11 protein-coding genes are annotated in these 14845 nt (G+C 52.6%); 2 read left to right on the forward strand and 9 right to left on the reverse strand.

Annotated features, from left to right (window positions below; all coding sequences use genetic code 11):
- The 5 genes from NST29_RS16295 to NST29_RS16315 all read right to left on the reverse strand — a co-directional run bounded on the left by NST29_RS16295 (position 1) and on the right by NST29_RS16315 (position 5636).
- Positions 1–1314: a nucleotide sugar dehydrogenase gene (locus NST29_RS16295; RefSeq protein ID WP_033022537.1), complete on the reverse strand. Its 1314-nt coding sequence runs from the start codon at positions 1312–1314 to the stop codon at positions 1–3.
- Positions 1315–1330: 16 nt separating this feature from the next.
- Positions 1331–2344, reverse strand: a complete 1014-nt coding sequence (locus NST29_RS16300; protein ID WP_033022538.1) for a Gfo/Idh/MocA family oxidoreductase — start codon at positions 2342–2344, stop codon at positions 1331–1333.
- Positions 2341–3078 (reverse strand): LPS biosynthesis protein, encoded by a 738-nt coding sequence (locus NST29_RS16305; protein WP_033022559.1) that lies wholly within the window; start codon positions 3076–3078, stop codon positions 2341–2343. Before NST29_RS16305 ends, NST29_RS16300 begins: the two co-directional genes overlap by 4 nt.
- Positions 3079–3196: 118 nt before the next feature.
- Entirely contained in the window at positions 3197–4315 is a 1119-nt protein-coding gene (locus NST29_RS16310) for a DegT/DnrJ/EryC1/StrS family aminotransferase (RefSeq protein WP_339232428.1), read from the reverse strand.
- Positions 4316–4553: 238 nt separating this feature from the next.
- The gene (locus NST29_RS16315; protein WP_033843032.1) at positions 4554–5636 is read right to left on the reverse strand and encodes an MraY family glycosyltransferase; all 1083 of its coding nucleotides are present in this window, start codon (positions 5634–5636) and stop codon (positions 4554–4556) included.
- Positions 5637–5907: 271 nt separating this feature from the next.
- Here NST29_RS16315 and secA2 point away from each other — a divergent pair, with 271 nt between their 5' ends.
- The gene (gene secA2, locus NST29_RS16320) at positions 5908–8301 is read left to right on the forward strand and encodes an accessory Sec system translocase SecA2 (protein WP_033843031.1); all 2394 of its coding nucleotides are present in this window, start codon (positions 5908–5910) and stop codon (positions 8299–8301) included.
- Between the two features lie 38 nt (positions 8302–8339).
- Positions 8340–9233 (forward strand): accessory Sec system S-layer assembly protein, encoded by an 894-nt coding sequence (locus NST29_RS16325; RefSeq protein ID WP_033843029.1) that lies wholly within the window; start codon positions 8340–8342, stop codon positions 9231–9233.
- Positions 9234–9405: 172 nt separating this feature from the next.
- On the opposite strand, the gene NST29_RS16330 is transcribed toward NST29_RS16325, so the two are convergent.
- The 4 genes from NST29_RS16330 to NST29_RS16345 all read right to left on the reverse strand — a co-directional run bounded on the left by NST29_RS16330 (position 9406) and on the right by NST29_RS16345 (position 14722).
- Positions 9406–10803 (reverse strand): S41 family peptidase, encoded by a 1398-nt coding sequence (locus NST29_RS16330; RefSeq protein WP_339232431.1) that lies wholly within the window; start codon positions 10801–10803, stop codon positions 9406–9408.
- Between the two features lie 31 nt (positions 10804–10834).
- Positions 10835–11575, reverse strand: coding sequence for a hypothetical protein (locus NST29_RS16335; protein ID WP_033843026.1), 741 nt, complete (start codon positions 11573–11575; stop codon positions 10835–10837).
- Between the two features lie 165 nt (positions 11576–11740).
- Positions 11741–12142: a hypothetical protein gene (locus NST29_RS16340; RefSeq protein WP_033843025.1), complete on the reverse strand. Its 402-nt coding sequence runs from the start codon at positions 12140–12142 to the stop codon at positions 11741–11743.
- A 621-nt stretch (positions 12143–12763) separates the two neighbouring features.
- A complete protein-coding gene (locus tag NST29_RS16345; protein WP_033843024.1) occupies positions 12764–14722 on the reverse strand; it encodes a phosphodiester glycosidase family protein in 1959 nt (652 codons plus the stop codon).
- Positions 14723–14845: the final 123 nt, after the last annotated feature.

Here is a 14845-nt window from a genome sequence, read left to right on the forward strand (position 1 = left end):
TTACAATTTGACGTATTTGGTTGGTTTCGACACATCGTTCATGGCGTTGCGTGTGTCAAACACGACGCGGCTGTGACGAGCGACCATTTCATAGTCGATGTTGGAATGGTCGGTCGCAATCAAGACAAGATCCGACTTCTCCAGCAATTCCGGCGTCAGCTCGACCGTTTTCACCACCCGATTGCACGCCCGGAACGACGGAACATACGGGTCGACGACCGCAAACTCCGCTCCGTATTGCTCGAGCAGCTCGACGATTTTCAACACTGGCGATTCGCGCACATCATCAATGTCTTTTTTATAGGCGACGCCGAGCACCGTCACTTTCGAACCGCGCAGCGCCTTCCCTTCTTCGTTCAAAATGAGCATCGCGCGGTTGACGACATATTCCGGCATGGCGTTGTTGATTTCGCCAGCCAGCTCGATCAAGCGCGTATGGTAGTTGTATTCGCGCGCTTTCCATGTCAAATAAAACGGGTCGATCGGAATGCAGTGGCCGCCAAGCCCCGGTCCCGGATAAAACGCCATAAATCCATACGGCTTCGTTTTCGCTGCATCGATGACTTCCCAGACATCAATGCCCATCCGTTCGCACAAAATGGCCATTTCGTTCGCCAACGCGATGTTGATATGGCGGAACGTGTTTTCAAAAATTTTCTCCATTTCTGCCACCGCTGGACTCGACACTTCATGGACATCGCCTTCAAGCACGGCTCGATACATCGCCGCCGCCACTTTCGTGCACGTCTTTGTCACGCCGCCGACGACTTTCGGCGTGTTTTTCGTCTTAAACTGCTTGTTGCCCGGGTCCACCCGCTCCGGCGAATAGGCGACAAACACCGTTTCCCCGACGACAAGTCCTTTTTGCTCCAGCGCCGGCTTTACAATTTCTTCCGTCGTCCCTGGATAGGTGGTCGATTCCAAAACGACGAGCATCCCCTCATGGGCATATTTCGCGATTTCCTTCGCCGAGTTTTCGACGTACGACGTATCCGGCTGATGATGCTCATCAAGCGGGGTCGGCACCGCGATCGCCACCGCATCGACTTCCGCGATCCGGGCGTAATCGGTCGTCGCTACCAGCCGCCCTTGTTTGACCATTTCATGCAGATCTTCATCAACGACATCGCCAATGTAGTTGATGCCATTGTTCACTTGATCGACGCGGCTTTGTTGGATGTCAAAGCCGATGACATGAAACCCTGCTTTTGCTTTTTCGACTGCCAGCGGCAGCCCGACGTAGCCAAGCCCAACCACGCCGATCACCGCGTCGCGTTTCTCAAACTTTTGCAACAGCCGTTCCGCGCAGTTCATTCTTCTCATTCCTTTCTTACTGAGATAATTGCACTCTTGCCCCGGTTTCCGCCGAACGCAAAATGGCTTCGATCAGCCGAACAGGAGCCAGTCCGTCCCAACCATTGACGATCGGCTCGCGGTTTTCGCGAATCGCTTGCACCATATCTTCAATGATCCATTGGTGCCCTGACTTGCCAAACGGGTCGGCGTTGATCTCATCGATGAGCTTGGCTCGCTCTTCCTCACTGACGCCTTCCGCTTCCCACGTTTCGATAAAGTTCGCCGTCCGGCCACCGATTTTCACTGATGCCGTTTCGCCGAAAATGGCGATCGATTCCTCTAAGTTTTGCGGGTAAATCGTCGTCGCTGCTTCGATAACGCCAAGCGCTCCGCTTTCAAACTCCACGACCGCCGCCGCGACGTCTTCCGTCTCAATCTTGCGCAGACGAGTCGCCGCCATCGCTTGCACCGCCTTGACCGGCCCCATCAACCAAAGCAGCAAATCCAAGTTGTGAATCGCTTGGTTCATCAAAACGCCGCCATCGAACGCTTTCGTCCCTCGCCACGCCGCCTGATCGTAATAGGCTTGATTTCGATTCCAGCGCACCGTGGCGTTCGCGTGGCTCAGTTTTCCGAACATCCCGCGCTCCATCGCCTCTTTCAGCTTCCGAATGGCCGGACGGAAGCGGTTCGGATGAACGACCGCGAGCTTCACGCCGTATTCTTTCGCCGCCTTGATCATCTCTTCAGCATCGTTCGTGCAGAGCGCCATCGGCTTTTCCACAATGATATGACGGCGATAACGGGCCGCTAACCTCGTCAACGGCGCATGCAATCCGGACGGAACACAAATGTTGACAACATCGATCTGTTCGTTTTCCTTCAACATCGTCTCCATATCAGTGTAAACCGGAACCCCCGATACATCGCTCAGCCGCTCCGGGTTCGTGTCGCACACGGCCGCCAGCTCAGCGCCGTCCGCCTTTTCAATAGCATCGATATGTTTTTTCGCGATATGTCCCATGCCGACAATAGCAAAACGGATCATGAAGAATAGTACCTCCTCGCGTCCAATACATACTTCCAAAGCGTCAGCCAAACGACCGTCAAAAACAGGCCGAGGACAAGGCCGATCGCCGCAAGCTGCCCGGTATACGTGTTCGATTTCCCCACCGTTTCCGACAATACGGCCGGTTTTTCGTAAAAGACAAGATTGCCGCGGATGCGATTGACGCGCTCCATCACTTCGGTCAAATTGTTTTCCGACTCAACCAACAAGTCACTGATGTCATCAAGCTGTTCCGGATTCAAGCGGCCCGACTGGACTTGTTTGCTATAATAATCAACTTTTTGCTGCAATGCGCGCTCACGCTCTTCCAACGCATGCAAGTATTTCGTGGTGACATCAATCCGCTCTTGTGAATGGCGCTCAAGCTCCCGGCTGTATTCGGACACTACATGCTTCAATTCCCGGCTCACCGCTTGTTCATTGTCGCCTTTGACCTTGATTTGTACGTACTGTTCTTCAGGAACGACGATGTCCAAGTTTTTCGCCTCAGGAAACTTCGCTTCTATATTTTTCGGATCCGTTAACTCTTTTACGTCAATTGATCCGGTAAACACGACAGCTTTCCCCGTATACTTCTCCCCCAGCAACAAAAGCCTTCCTGCGATGACGGTCAACACGATCGTCGCAAGCGGAATGAGAAGAAACCACCATTTTCGCTGCCAAAAAAAGCGCAAATATTCGTATAGCACAAACGGTCGTTTTTCCGCCGTCAATCCGGCCACCATCCCTTATCATAAAATAACAAAGTGTTGTGAACAAAACAAACGATCCAACGCCAAAGAAAACGCCATCGCTGTATGCAAGTGACGTTTCCTTTGACAGGTTGGACGATCAAACGAAATGACGGTAAAATTCTGCGATTTTCTCCACGACGTATCGTTGCTGCTCCTCTTTCAGCTCTGGGAACATCGGGAGCGACAGCGCTTCTTTCGCTGCTTTTTCCGCCTCCGGCAACAGCCCTTCCTTATACCCGAGCGAAGCAAACACCGGCTGCAGATGCAACGGCAGCGGATAGTACACCATCGTCGCGATCCCCTGTTCTTTCAAAAACGCCTGCAGCTCGTCGCGCTTCGGCACGCGAATCGTGTATTGATGGAACACATGATAGCACCCCTCGACCTCTTTCGGCGTCACGACAAGGTCGCCGACCGCCTCCTGCAGCAGGCGCGTATACGTCGCCGCATGCTGGCGCCGCTGTTCCGTCCAACGATCCAGATGCGGGAATTTGACGCTTAAAATCGCCGCTTGCATCTCATCGAGACGGCTGTTGTAGCCAAGCACATGATGGTAATATTTCGGCTTGCTGCCATGAACGCGGATCACCCTGCATTTTTCCGCCAATTCATCATCGTTCGTAATGATCATGCCGCCATCCCCGTAGGCGCCCAAGTTTTTCGTCGGGAAGAAGCTGTACGTCGCCGCCGTCCCCAGCTCGCCAACGCACTTCCCGTGGTATTTGGCGCCGATGGCTTGGGCGGCGTCCTCAATGACAACCAACCCATGACGTTTGGCAATCGCAGCGATCGCCTCCATATCCGCCATTTGCCCGTATAAATGCACCGGGATGATGGCTTTCGTTTTCTCTGTTACCGCAGCTTCGATTTGTCTAGGGTCGATGTTGAACGTCACTGGATCGATATCGACAAACACCGGTTTGGCGCCAAGCCGCGCGATGGCTCCAGCCGTCGCAAAAAACGTGAACGATGTGGTAATGACTTCGTCCTCTGGCCCGACGCCGGCTGCTTGCAAAGCAATATGTATCGCATCGCTTCCGTTGCCGCAGCCGATTCCGTGTTTCGCCCGGCTGTAGGCGGCAATTTCCGCTTCCATTTTCTTTACATAGTCCCCTAAAATAAAGCGGGAAGAACGCATCACCTCGTCCAATACACGCAAAATCTCCGGCTTCAATTGTTCATACTGTTCGCTCAAATCCAACATAGGCACGTTCATCGCAAGTTCCTCCAAATCCAAAAAATATATCGAATAAACATGTTTAGTTTATCACATTTGTGACAATATATAATGACAGTTTTGTGGCAATCTTGGCCTTGCCGTAAAAAATCAGCGATAGAATTGTATAAACTGCATAAACAACGAAAAAGAAGGGTATAATTTTCCAAAGACGGGCAATTCCTGAAAAAAGCCGTTTGTCCTTTTATATGACACAAACGGCCCCTTTGCTATTTATTTATCGGTCATTTCCGTATACTTTTCGGCTCCCCCGAAGCAACTTGCGAATAAAAGTCATAAACGGCTTGTACTGGTCATTGACCAAGCCGATCAGCTCAGCCAGCAGCTCCCCGAAGACGATCAAGGCAAAAACGATGAGAATGGACTGCCATAACGTCGAGGCGGAGAACAAAATAGCGCTGACCGCAAACATCAAGCCAAACGCATAAATCAACAAGACCGTGTTGCGGTGCGAAAACCCGAGAGCGAGCAACCGATGATGGAGATGCGACTTATCGGGCGCCGAGATCGGCCGCTTGTTCACAATGCGGCGGATAATGGCAAACGTCGTATCGAAAATCGGCACGCCCAAAATGATCACCGGAACGACGAAGCTGAAGAGCGTCACGCTTTTGTAAAGGCCTAGCACCGACAAAACAGAAATGGCATAACCTAAAAACAACGCACCGGTATCCCCCATGAAAATTTTCGCTGGGTGGAAGTTGTAAAACAAGAAAGCGATGACGCTGCCTAGGATGATCAAACAAAGGGTGAAAATGAGCGTTTTGCCCGCCATGCCCGCCATGACGGCAATGGCCGCAATCCCAATGGCGGAAATGCCCGCGGACAATCCATCCAACCCATCGATCAAGTTGATGGCGTTCGTGATCGCCACAATCCAAAATATCGTAATCGGGTAGCTCCACAGTCCCAACTCAAAGGTGCCGACAAACGGGACGGTCAAAAGATCGACCTTGAGTCCCGAAGCGACAACGACGAACGCCGCCAGCAACTGTCCGGCCAGCTTCACCTTGGGAGACAGCTCGTACAAATCGTCAAGCACCCCAACGAGGACAATGATGAGGGCCCCAATTGTTATCCCGGTTACTTGTTCTTTGTACACCCCACCGACAAAATAGCCGACGGCCACACCAACAAAAATAGCCAATCCGCCAAGCCTTGGCATGACTTTTGTGTGCACTTTCCTCCCGTTTGGCCGATCAACCGCGCCCATTTTGATAGCGAGCTTGATCACAAACGGGGTGATGACCAATACCGCAATAAACGAAGCGAAACATGCGAAAAATGCTTCCGTATTCATGTGCAATCACCTTGGCCTTATAAAAAATCGGAGAAACACACATCATCTTTATGTTACCATATACGATGAGTAAATCAATCTTTTTTTACACCACTTTTTGTCCCCAAGGATGGAAAATTTCTTTTCCCCTTCCTTTTGTGAAACTCCGAACACCAACTCGACGAATCATTCCACATTTTACATTTTGCCTCAAAAACGAACGCATTGTGTTATAATTAGGTTTTAGAGCACTTGGTGTGAATCATGCCTGTCTAGGAGAGGAATGGACAATATGTTGACAAAAGTAAAGCAACTATTTGACGAAAGCGCTCGAGAAGTGCAGCGTCTTGCTAAACTGGTGGCGCAAGTCAATGAATGGGAGCCCACCATTTCTTCGCTCAGCGACGAACAACTGCGTCAAAAAACGGTTGCCTTCAAAGAACGGCTCGAAAGCGGCGAGACGCTCGACGACATAAAAACCGAGGCGTTTGCCGTCGTCCGGGAAGCGGCCCGGCGCGTGCTCGGGCTGCGCCATTACGACGTGCAACTGATGGGCGGATTGGCGATGCATGAAGGAAACATCGCCGAAATGCAGACCGGGGAAGGAAAGACGCTGGCAGCCACTTTGCCAAGCTACTTGCACGCCCTCCTTGGGAAAGGCGTCCACATTATTACAGCCAACGAATATTTAGCGCGCCGCGACTGCGAACAAATGGGCCGTGTGTTCCGCTTCCTCGGCTTAACCGTCGGCCTGAATGTGTCGCAAATGACGGCGAGCGAAAAAAAAGAAGCGTATGCGGCTGATATCACGTACGGCACCGGCACCGAGTTCGGCTTTGATTATTTGCGCGACAACATGGTGTACCGCCTCGAAGATAAAGTGCAGCGCCCGCTGTATTACGCCATTATCGATGAAATTGACAGCATTTTAATCGACGAAGCGCGCACCCCGCTCATCATCGCCAACAAATCGGGCATCGGGGCCGAACTGTTCCCGATTATGGCGCGGATCGTCTGCACCTTTCAAGAAGGAAACGACTATGAGCGCTCACTCGAGACAAAGCAAATTTTTCTCACGGAAGAAGGAGCGCAAAAACTTGAACGGGCGTTTGGCATCGACAACCTATACGACTGGGAGCATCACGTGCTGCTTCACCATGCGATGCAATCGCTGCGCGCTTGGTTTATCATGCGGCGGGATGTCGATTACATCGTCAAAAACGGCAAAGTTATGATCGTTGACCCGTTCACCGGTCGGGTGATGGAAGGGCGCTCATTCAGCGATGGTCTGCATCAAGCGATCGAGGCGAAAGAAGGCGTGGACATCACCGAAGAAAACGACATCCAAGCAACGATTACGATCCAAAACTATTTTCGGATGTATGAAAAGCTAGCCGGGATGACGGGCAGCGCTACGCCGTCGAAAGAAGAATTTTGGCAAACGTACCGGCTACGCGTGATCGCAATTCCGACAAACCGTCCATCCCGCCGCACCGACTGGGACGACCTCGTCTACCAGACGCATGAGGCAAAAGTGCGGAAAATTGTTGACGAAGTAAAGAAAATGAATGCCATCGGCCGCCCCGTTCTCATCGGCACGACGTCAGTCGCTCAGTCGGAACGGTTATCAGCGGAGTTTTCCAAAGCAGGCATCCCTCACCACCTGCTCAATGCCAAAACGGAGGAGGAAGAGGCGCGCATCATCGCGACCGCCGGGCAGAAAGGGCAAGTGATGATCGCCACCAATATGGCCGGGCGCGGAACGGATATTTTGCTTGGGGAAGGCGTCAAGGAACTGGGCGGGCTGCACATTATCGGCACAGAGCGGCATGAGAGCCATCGCATTGATATGCAGCTGCGCGGCCGCGCAGGACGCCAAGGGGATCCGGGGTCTTCCCAGTTTATCATTTCGCTGGAGGATGATTTATTTCGACTGTACGATCAAGAGGAACTGGAAAAATGGCGAAGCAAAGTCAAGACGGATGACACCGGGCTCGTTGTGTCGCCTGACCCGATCAAGTTCGTCCAAAAAGTGCAAACAACGATCGAAAACGCCCATTATTCGGCGCGATTGCATTTATTGAAATTGGACACCGTGATCGACCAACAAAGCAAAGTCATCTACCATATGCGCGATCGCGCCTTGGCGCTGAAACAGGCAGAGGTGCTGTCCGAGCTCCTTCGGCACATCCATCGCTATATCACGCAAACGATCGACCGTTACTGTCCGGAAAACGTCTTTTTTGAAGAGTGGAACATCGAAGGATTGCACAACGAGCTGCGCCGTGCCTTTTTCCGGTTTGCCTATTTGATTGATGATCTGCGCCATAAGCAAAAAGAAGAAATCGCCCGGCTCGTTTGGGACGAATACCAATCGCTTGAAGCAGCACTCACCGATCTTCCGTGCGACGAAGAGCAAACCATGCGGCTTAAGCATTTGATGGTTGAAACCATCGATGCCCACTGGATTCGCCACTTAAATCAACTGAATGTATTAAAAGAGGGCATTCATTTGCGCAGCTATGGCCAAGAGGATCCGTACCGCGCCTTTGAAATGGACGCTTATCGCGAATTCGTCGCGCTCCAGCAAGCGATCGACGCCGGCGTCTCCATCGCCGCCATGAACTATTTGAAAAGCCAGTTTGTCATTGATGACGAAGCGGCCGCCGCCGCGAACCAGCCATAACGCGGCGCAGCACGCCGCCCCGTAAAGGAGGGGGTTCGATGATTTTTCGAAAAAAACAACGCACGCAACCGCAGGCCGAGCTGCCGGCACACCATGTCGAACAGCCAGAGGTCGGAACAAAAACAACGCTGTCGTTTCATCCGGACTGGCAGCTGTCTCCAGAAGAAACGTACGTCTATCGCTTTTACCACGAACAGCTGCCGCCGCTTCAGCCAAACCAAATTTCCATTTCGGGCGTCAAGTTGGTCGAATACAATGATGGGTTTGTCGCTGTTGCCATGTTGCGCAATACGCTGCCGAAGCCGGTCCTCTTTGAACGAATTCGCCTGTTGCTGCTTGGGGAGGATGGCACAGCGATCGCCCGCAAAGAGTTTGATATGAGCGCTTTCGGCGAACTGCCGCCGATGACAGCCCGTCCGTGGCGGTTCTTGTTCGCCGCCGAGGACAAGCTCGTCGACCAGTTGCCTAAAGGTGGATGGAAGGTCGCCTTTGAACTGCCCCCACAGCACCGGCTCGAGCTGGAGGAAAGCTGGGAGCAGTCGCTGTCGGCCGAACAGCGCCAACAGCTGCAAGCCCTTGTCGACTCGGTTCCGCCTCCTGCTCGCGGGGAAGTGAACTTCATGGGCATTGAAGCGAAACAGCTGCCTTCCGGCGAGCTAGCCGTCACGCTGCTCATTCGCAACGGCAGCGACCAGCAGATCCGTTTTGAACAAATCCCGCTTGAAGTGCGGGATCATGCTGGCGACATTGTCGCTCGCGGATTGTTTGCCTGCCATCTGGAAGTGAAAGTCCACACCAGCAAACCATGGACGTTCCTCTTCCCGCCGGAATTGCTGCGCAAAGCAGAACCGGATTGGACGTCTTGGAAGGTGACGATCCCATCCCCCCCGGTACAGAGCGAAAGGCAAGAAACGCAATCAGGCGAGGAGTAACCGGCAAAAAGCTGGCCCCCATGGTCGCCAAACGACCGATGGAGGCCAGCTTTCTTTGCACCGTTCCGTTCAAAACGGCCGCGCTCCCGTTGTCCGCTGAGCCTTAGACGCAACAGCCGAACGTTGCATCATCAAGAACGACGGCTATCCAACCCATCTCGACGGGAGGGCCTTATTTCGTAGTTTGAATCTCCATGTAAGCACCTTTTTTCATTACCAAGCCGTCTTTGCTTTTCAACACCGGCGGAATGACCAATAAATAGCTCTGCCCTTTGGCCAACCTCGCTCCCGGTTTGATCACCAACTCCGTCCCCCGACGGATTTGCGCCGTCACCGCTGCTTCCTGTCCGCCTAATTGATACAATTTCACTCCGCTTACCGCGGTATTGGCGAGCGGACGAGAGAAGCGGACGACAAACGTCTTATCGACCGGCGCATTGCGCAGCTTGCCGAGCGACTGATACCCTTTCAGCTGGCCAATCAGCAAATCGCGGTGAGCGGCGTACAGCTCTTTCCCAACGACCGTCGGCACATCCGGCTTCACACCGACATGATGAATCGGCGTCCCTTTTGGCGAGAAAAAGTGGGCGACGGTCAACTTCAACATGCTGCCGTCCGACAGCTCAAACATTTCTTGCATCGATCCTTTGCCAAACGTCCGCTGGCCGTACAAAACAGCCGCCTTTTGCTCCTTCACCGCCGCCGCCAACATTTCGGACGCGCTCGCGCTCGACGCATTGACAAGCAACCGGATCGGCCCCGTCATTTGCACCGGCTGTTTGACAGCAGCATACACTTCCGGGCGATTCGAACGGTCGCGCAACTGAAACGCTTGCTTCACATTTGGGAAAAAGCCGGCGATTTGCTGCGCTGTTCCGACATATCCCCCCGGATTGTTCTGAAGGTCCAAAATCCACCCTTTCACCCCGCTTAAGGAGCGGATGGCGTGTTCGATTTCACTGGGCGCTGTCTCGTCAAAACTATGTAGCTGAATATAACCGATATTCCCTGCCAGCCGTTTGAACTCAACGTTCGGCCAGTCGATTTTTTCCCGTTTGATGGTGACACTGAAAGTTTCCTCAGTCGACGGCCGCCAAACGGTTACGGCCACCGTCGTTCCTTCTTCCCCTGCGATCAAGCTCAATACTTTTTCCGTGGTCTCATTTGTTACCGGCTGACCATCAACTGTCCGAATTACATCACCCGGCTGCAGTCCGGCGCGGGCGGCTGGTCCATTGTCCAAGACAGACAGGATGTGAACACCGTCCTCATCTTCCTCAATCATCACGCCGATGCCAACAGACTCCATGTCAATCCACTTCAAAAATTCCTCGTATTCTTGTTTTGTCATATAAGAAGAATACGGGTCAAGCTGTTTGACAATCTCTTGCGGAGTGCTGGCTTTCAGCACTCGATCGCCTACCGGTTCAACATAATACTGACGAACCAACTCCCGCACTTCTTCGAGCACCTTCGTTGGCGCCGTCGCCGCCTCCGCCGGTGGGCTCCAAGCCAAAAATGGAGCCGCAAACAACAGAAGAGCCGCCACCCATCGTCGCATCACCGTCATATTCATCTCTCCTCTCCCGAGATGCGCCCGTTTACTCGACATCGACATCTAAGACAACCGGCGCTTTAAAATCATCGATATACACCGCCAGCTGCTTGCGCGTCGCCGCATCCACGACGTTTGGCAGCCATCGGTCGCAAAGTGACAACAGCCGCTCCGCCCGCGCGATATCCCCTTCATCATACGCATCAAGCAGCTTGTCCATGGCTTTCATAATATTGATGGGATCATACGCACGCTGCTGAACAGCCAAAGCCGGGCGTTGAAACCATCCTTCCATCTTTTCGCGCAGCGCCGCTCCCGGAACACCGCCGATGAGAATCGCCGTTTTGCGAATTTGGTATTGCAACAGGGTATAGGAATCATACACGACATCCACATCCCCCGTCCGCAGCGCCCGGTCGACGTTGGCCGTCAAGGCGCGCAATCGCTCCCCGCTTTCGACAGCGCTGATATAGGCAGAAGCCTTTTTGATTGTCTGTTCTCCGGCAGCGATCCGTTTTTCCAACTGCACCCTTGCCGTTTGCGGACGCACGCGCGCCACTTCTGTTTTTGCCGCCTGATAATCGCTTTTGACTTGATTGAAGAGACGGTACGGCTTGGACCATTGATTGGCTTTCATCACCCGCTCAAGCTGGGCGGCATGCTGCTCAAGCCGCTCCACATTGGGGAACGGAGCCGCTTCCGTCTGAACGGCCAACAGTGAAAAAGACAGCCAAAACACCGCCAGCCATCCGATGATGAAAAATGCTTTTCTCCGTTTTCTCCTCACGCTTTCACCTGCTATCTACCAAAATATAAAACATGTATTTCAATTTTACTGGAAAAGAAGCAAAATGAAAATAGGCCCTGAAAAAAATTCATCGTAATCCCTTCCAAGCAAAAATAAGGCTGACTCTTCAGTCGCCTTTCCATTGACTGTCAGAGTCAGCCTTGATCAACGAAAGTGCGGCCAGTTCGTTTGCTGCTGATCTCCTTCGATTTTGCTTAGCGTCCGGTAGCGAAACGGAATGATGGCCTGCTCTGGCTTTCCCAGAAACTCTTTCGCCCATTCGAACGGAATCAAATCGAACTGCTCCTTGTTTTCGGCGATGAAATAGACACCAACAACTCTCCCTTGTTGATGAAGGTCAATCGTTAAAAAAGCCGGATAATACGTGCCGTCTTGCGCTTGTAACACGGCCTTGGCTGTCACCCGTCCGCCTTCTTCCTCTTCCACATCCGGATTGGCGATTCTCTCCAACACCTTGATCGCCCATCCTTGTTTTTTATATCCTCCGACCAGCTTCGGCGGGTTTTGCCGCAACTGCTCCAACAACGTTTGTTCGTCCATCGTCAAGCTTTTGCCTCCCTTGCGGTTTGCCTATCCACATATATACAATACTTTTCAGAGAAATGCAAATGCCCCGCAGAACAGCGTGCAAGGGGTCTCGATTCATGATGATGCGATTGGAAGTTTTTTGTTTGCATAATATATATACATGCTCATTGAAAAATGAACATTTGGCTTCTCCTGCAACAAGCTTCCTCTCCCATGGCTCAGCTTGCAGGTTGAGCCACAGGATCTTTGGAGGAAATGTGCAGCGCTTAGGGTGTGCAGGATAACAGAGAGGTGAACTCTTCATGTTGCATGTATAATACATGAGCTAGCGAATGAACCGCGCCGCTTTCAGACTCATAAAGCAGACGGTGGTTCAGTCTTCCCCCACACCAAGGTGTGGCGAAGCAAGTCTGTGGGTTGCTTCGCCAGCCAAACATCGACAACCTCCATCAAAGATCGGTTTCTCGTCTTCATCGCGCCCTAAAAATACCCGAATTCAAAAATGCGCAAAATTATACAGGGATCGTTTCTTTCTTCTGTTGTTGGTGACGAATTTTCCTTCATGAAATTCTGTCTATATAGCAATTCTTACGAGCGCGCAACATCCCTTGTTCATTCGCCGTCTTTCCAGACTGCGCATCAACGGAAAGTGGCGCGAAGACCGTCGATGTAAATCACCCCGGCGTTTTTCCGCCCTGCGTCTGTTTCCATATAGCGCACCGGCGTCTCCAACATGAGCGGAAGCGCAACATCGCTAGGCACGGCGGCCTGCACGTATTTCCACCCCACCCAATCAACATGACGGGCAAAATCGATCCAAAAACGCCGTCCTCTTCCGTCCCGGAGCTGGGCGCGCAGCCAATGGCCGCTTCCGTCTCCATACACCCACATACCAATCGCTTGCGGCCGTTTCGAAATCCAAATCGCTTCCTCCCGACTAGCATAGACGCCGGATGTTCCCAGCATCCCGCGGAAATCGTATGAAATTTTCAGCGCCTTCGTTCCGTCTTTCGCCTTCTCCATTGTCCGCTCAACCGTAGCCCCCACAGCGTTAACGCCTGCTGCCTTCCACTTCGACTCTGTTTCAAAATCATCAAGCACTTCTTCGCTTCCCTTGTTCTCCTGCGTCTCTTTGTACACCACAAGAAGCGCATTGGCCACCGGCCGCGGGAACCCATCAGACGGTTTGTTTTCGACCTTGAGCTGCCCGTTTGGCTGACGGACGACCAATGTCGACGATCCACCGCCATCGAGCGTCATCGCATCGACTGCGCCAAGCTCACCCATCAACTTGGCCATCTCGTTCAACGTCATGCCTTGACTATGGGCAGGCTGACGACCATCGACAACAACGAGCATGACATTTCCATCCCGATCAATACCAACAGCGGTGCGAGGATGAGCACCGGCGATCGCAAACGACTGCACTTGCCCTCCTGCCACCAATCGATATCGACCGCCAAGCGCTTCTTTCACCCCGCTCCATTCGGGTTGATCATACTGAAGGGAAATTTGCACCGTATCCCCCGCTTTCGCTTGCCGCAAATAGTCGCTCGCCCGTCCGTGGCCCGACAAAACCAATTCCCCCGGCTGAAGCGGCTCATCTCCTTGACTCACATCCACCTTCTTCACCGTTGCAGTAACCGTTCCATTCCCGTTCAACACCCCTTGGACGTTCGTCAACACGACTTCCGTCCCAAGAGCGTTCGTCTTCGTGGAGGCAGCGAAATACGGGGTATACAAAATCAACTGATGAGCACGCCGCGGTTTATTGATGCCGTCAATGGGATAAGGGCTTCCTTTTCCCATTTGAACTCGAATCTGGACATCGGGATTGCCGATCATCGGCTTCCCATCAGCACCGATGCCAAAAATCGTTCGTTCCGCCGCCGGCGTCGTATTCGTCATCACGATTTCCCCGCGGTGCACCATCAAATCGGTCGGTGACCCGTCCTCTTTGAAGTAATCCCCATTCACTGCCGCTAACACGATTCCGTCGCGGCCATCATAGCGCTTGGCTTGCTGAAGAACCGGTTCAATGCCCAGCACTTGATCATTGGACAGCGCCGTCTCGATGGCCAACTTCTCATTCGCCGCATCGATGTCAAGCTTGTATACGTGTTGCTTGCCGCGCACGCTGACAATCTCCATTTCTTGCTTTTCTACCCCTGGCGCCACGCGCGCCAACGCTTCCTTCACCACTGTGCCCACAGCCAACTGTTTCGCTCCGTACCGCCCCGGATTGACAAGTTTAAGCTTCTCCCTCGACGGCGTTTTATACACAACATATCCTTTGATATTGGTGACGTAATATCCACCGCCAACCCCGTATTGGCCGCCAAACGCCTCATCGTACGAATACACCCGGTACTGTTCTCCAGGCTCTAGCACGCGAACAAACGTCATTGTCCCATTTTCCCGTTTCCATAGATTAATCGGCTTCACGATCTCTAATTTTCCAATTTGCCCCGGCACAAGGCGCATGCCTTCCCAGTAGACGATGTTCGACCCGGCATCCGCTTTTGTCGCTTGCAGCGCCGTCCATGCCGCCAACACCACCCCGATCCCGATGCGGATAATGCTCTTCGCTGTTCCCACTGTTCCTCTTTTCCTCTCTTTCTATCATTTTGTTGCAATCGATTCTATTATACGACAAACTTCTACAAAAAGGAGCATTATTTTCCATTTATTTTTAAAAAAACGTCCGGCAGCGCCGGAACG

The sequence above is a fragment of the Geobacillus sp. FSL W8-0026 genome, assembly GCF_037966255.1.
Lineage (GTDB): Bacteria > Bacillota > Bacilli > Bacillales > Anoxybacillaceae > Geobacillus > Geobacillus icigianus.

What these genes read in the sequence shown, in the direction of transcription:
- NST29_RS16295 (WP_033022537.1), bottom strand. Translation starts at nt 1,314, where the DNA reads ATGAACTGCGCGGAACGGCTGTTGCAAAAGTTTGAGAAACGCGACGCG.
- NST29_RS16315 (WP_033843032.1), bottom strand. Translation starts at nt 5,636, where the DNA reads ATGAATACGGAAGCATTTTTCGCATGTTTCGCTTCGTTTATTGCGGTA.
- secA2 (WP_033843031.1), top strand. Translation starts at nt 5,908, where the DNA reads ATGTTGACAAAAGTAAAGCAACTATTTGACGAAAGCGCTCGAGAAGTG.
- NST29_RS16300 (WP_033022538.1), bottom strand. Translation starts at nt 2,344, where the DNA reads ATGATCCGTTTTGCTATTGTCGGCATGGGACATATCGCGAAAAAACAT.
- NST29_RS16330 (WP_339232431.1), bottom strand. Translation starts at nt 10,803, where the DNA reads ATGACGGTGATGCGACGATGGGTGGCGGCTCTTCTGTTGTTTGCGGCT.
- NST29_RS16310 (WP_339232428.1), bottom strand. Translation starts at nt 4,315, where the DNA reads ATGAACGTGCCTATGTTGGATTTGAGCGAACAGTATGAACAATTGAAG.
- NST29_RS16325 (WP_033843029.1), top strand. Translation starts at nt 8,340, where the DNA reads ATGATTTTTCGAAAAAAACAACGCACGCAACCGCAGGCCGAGCTGCCG.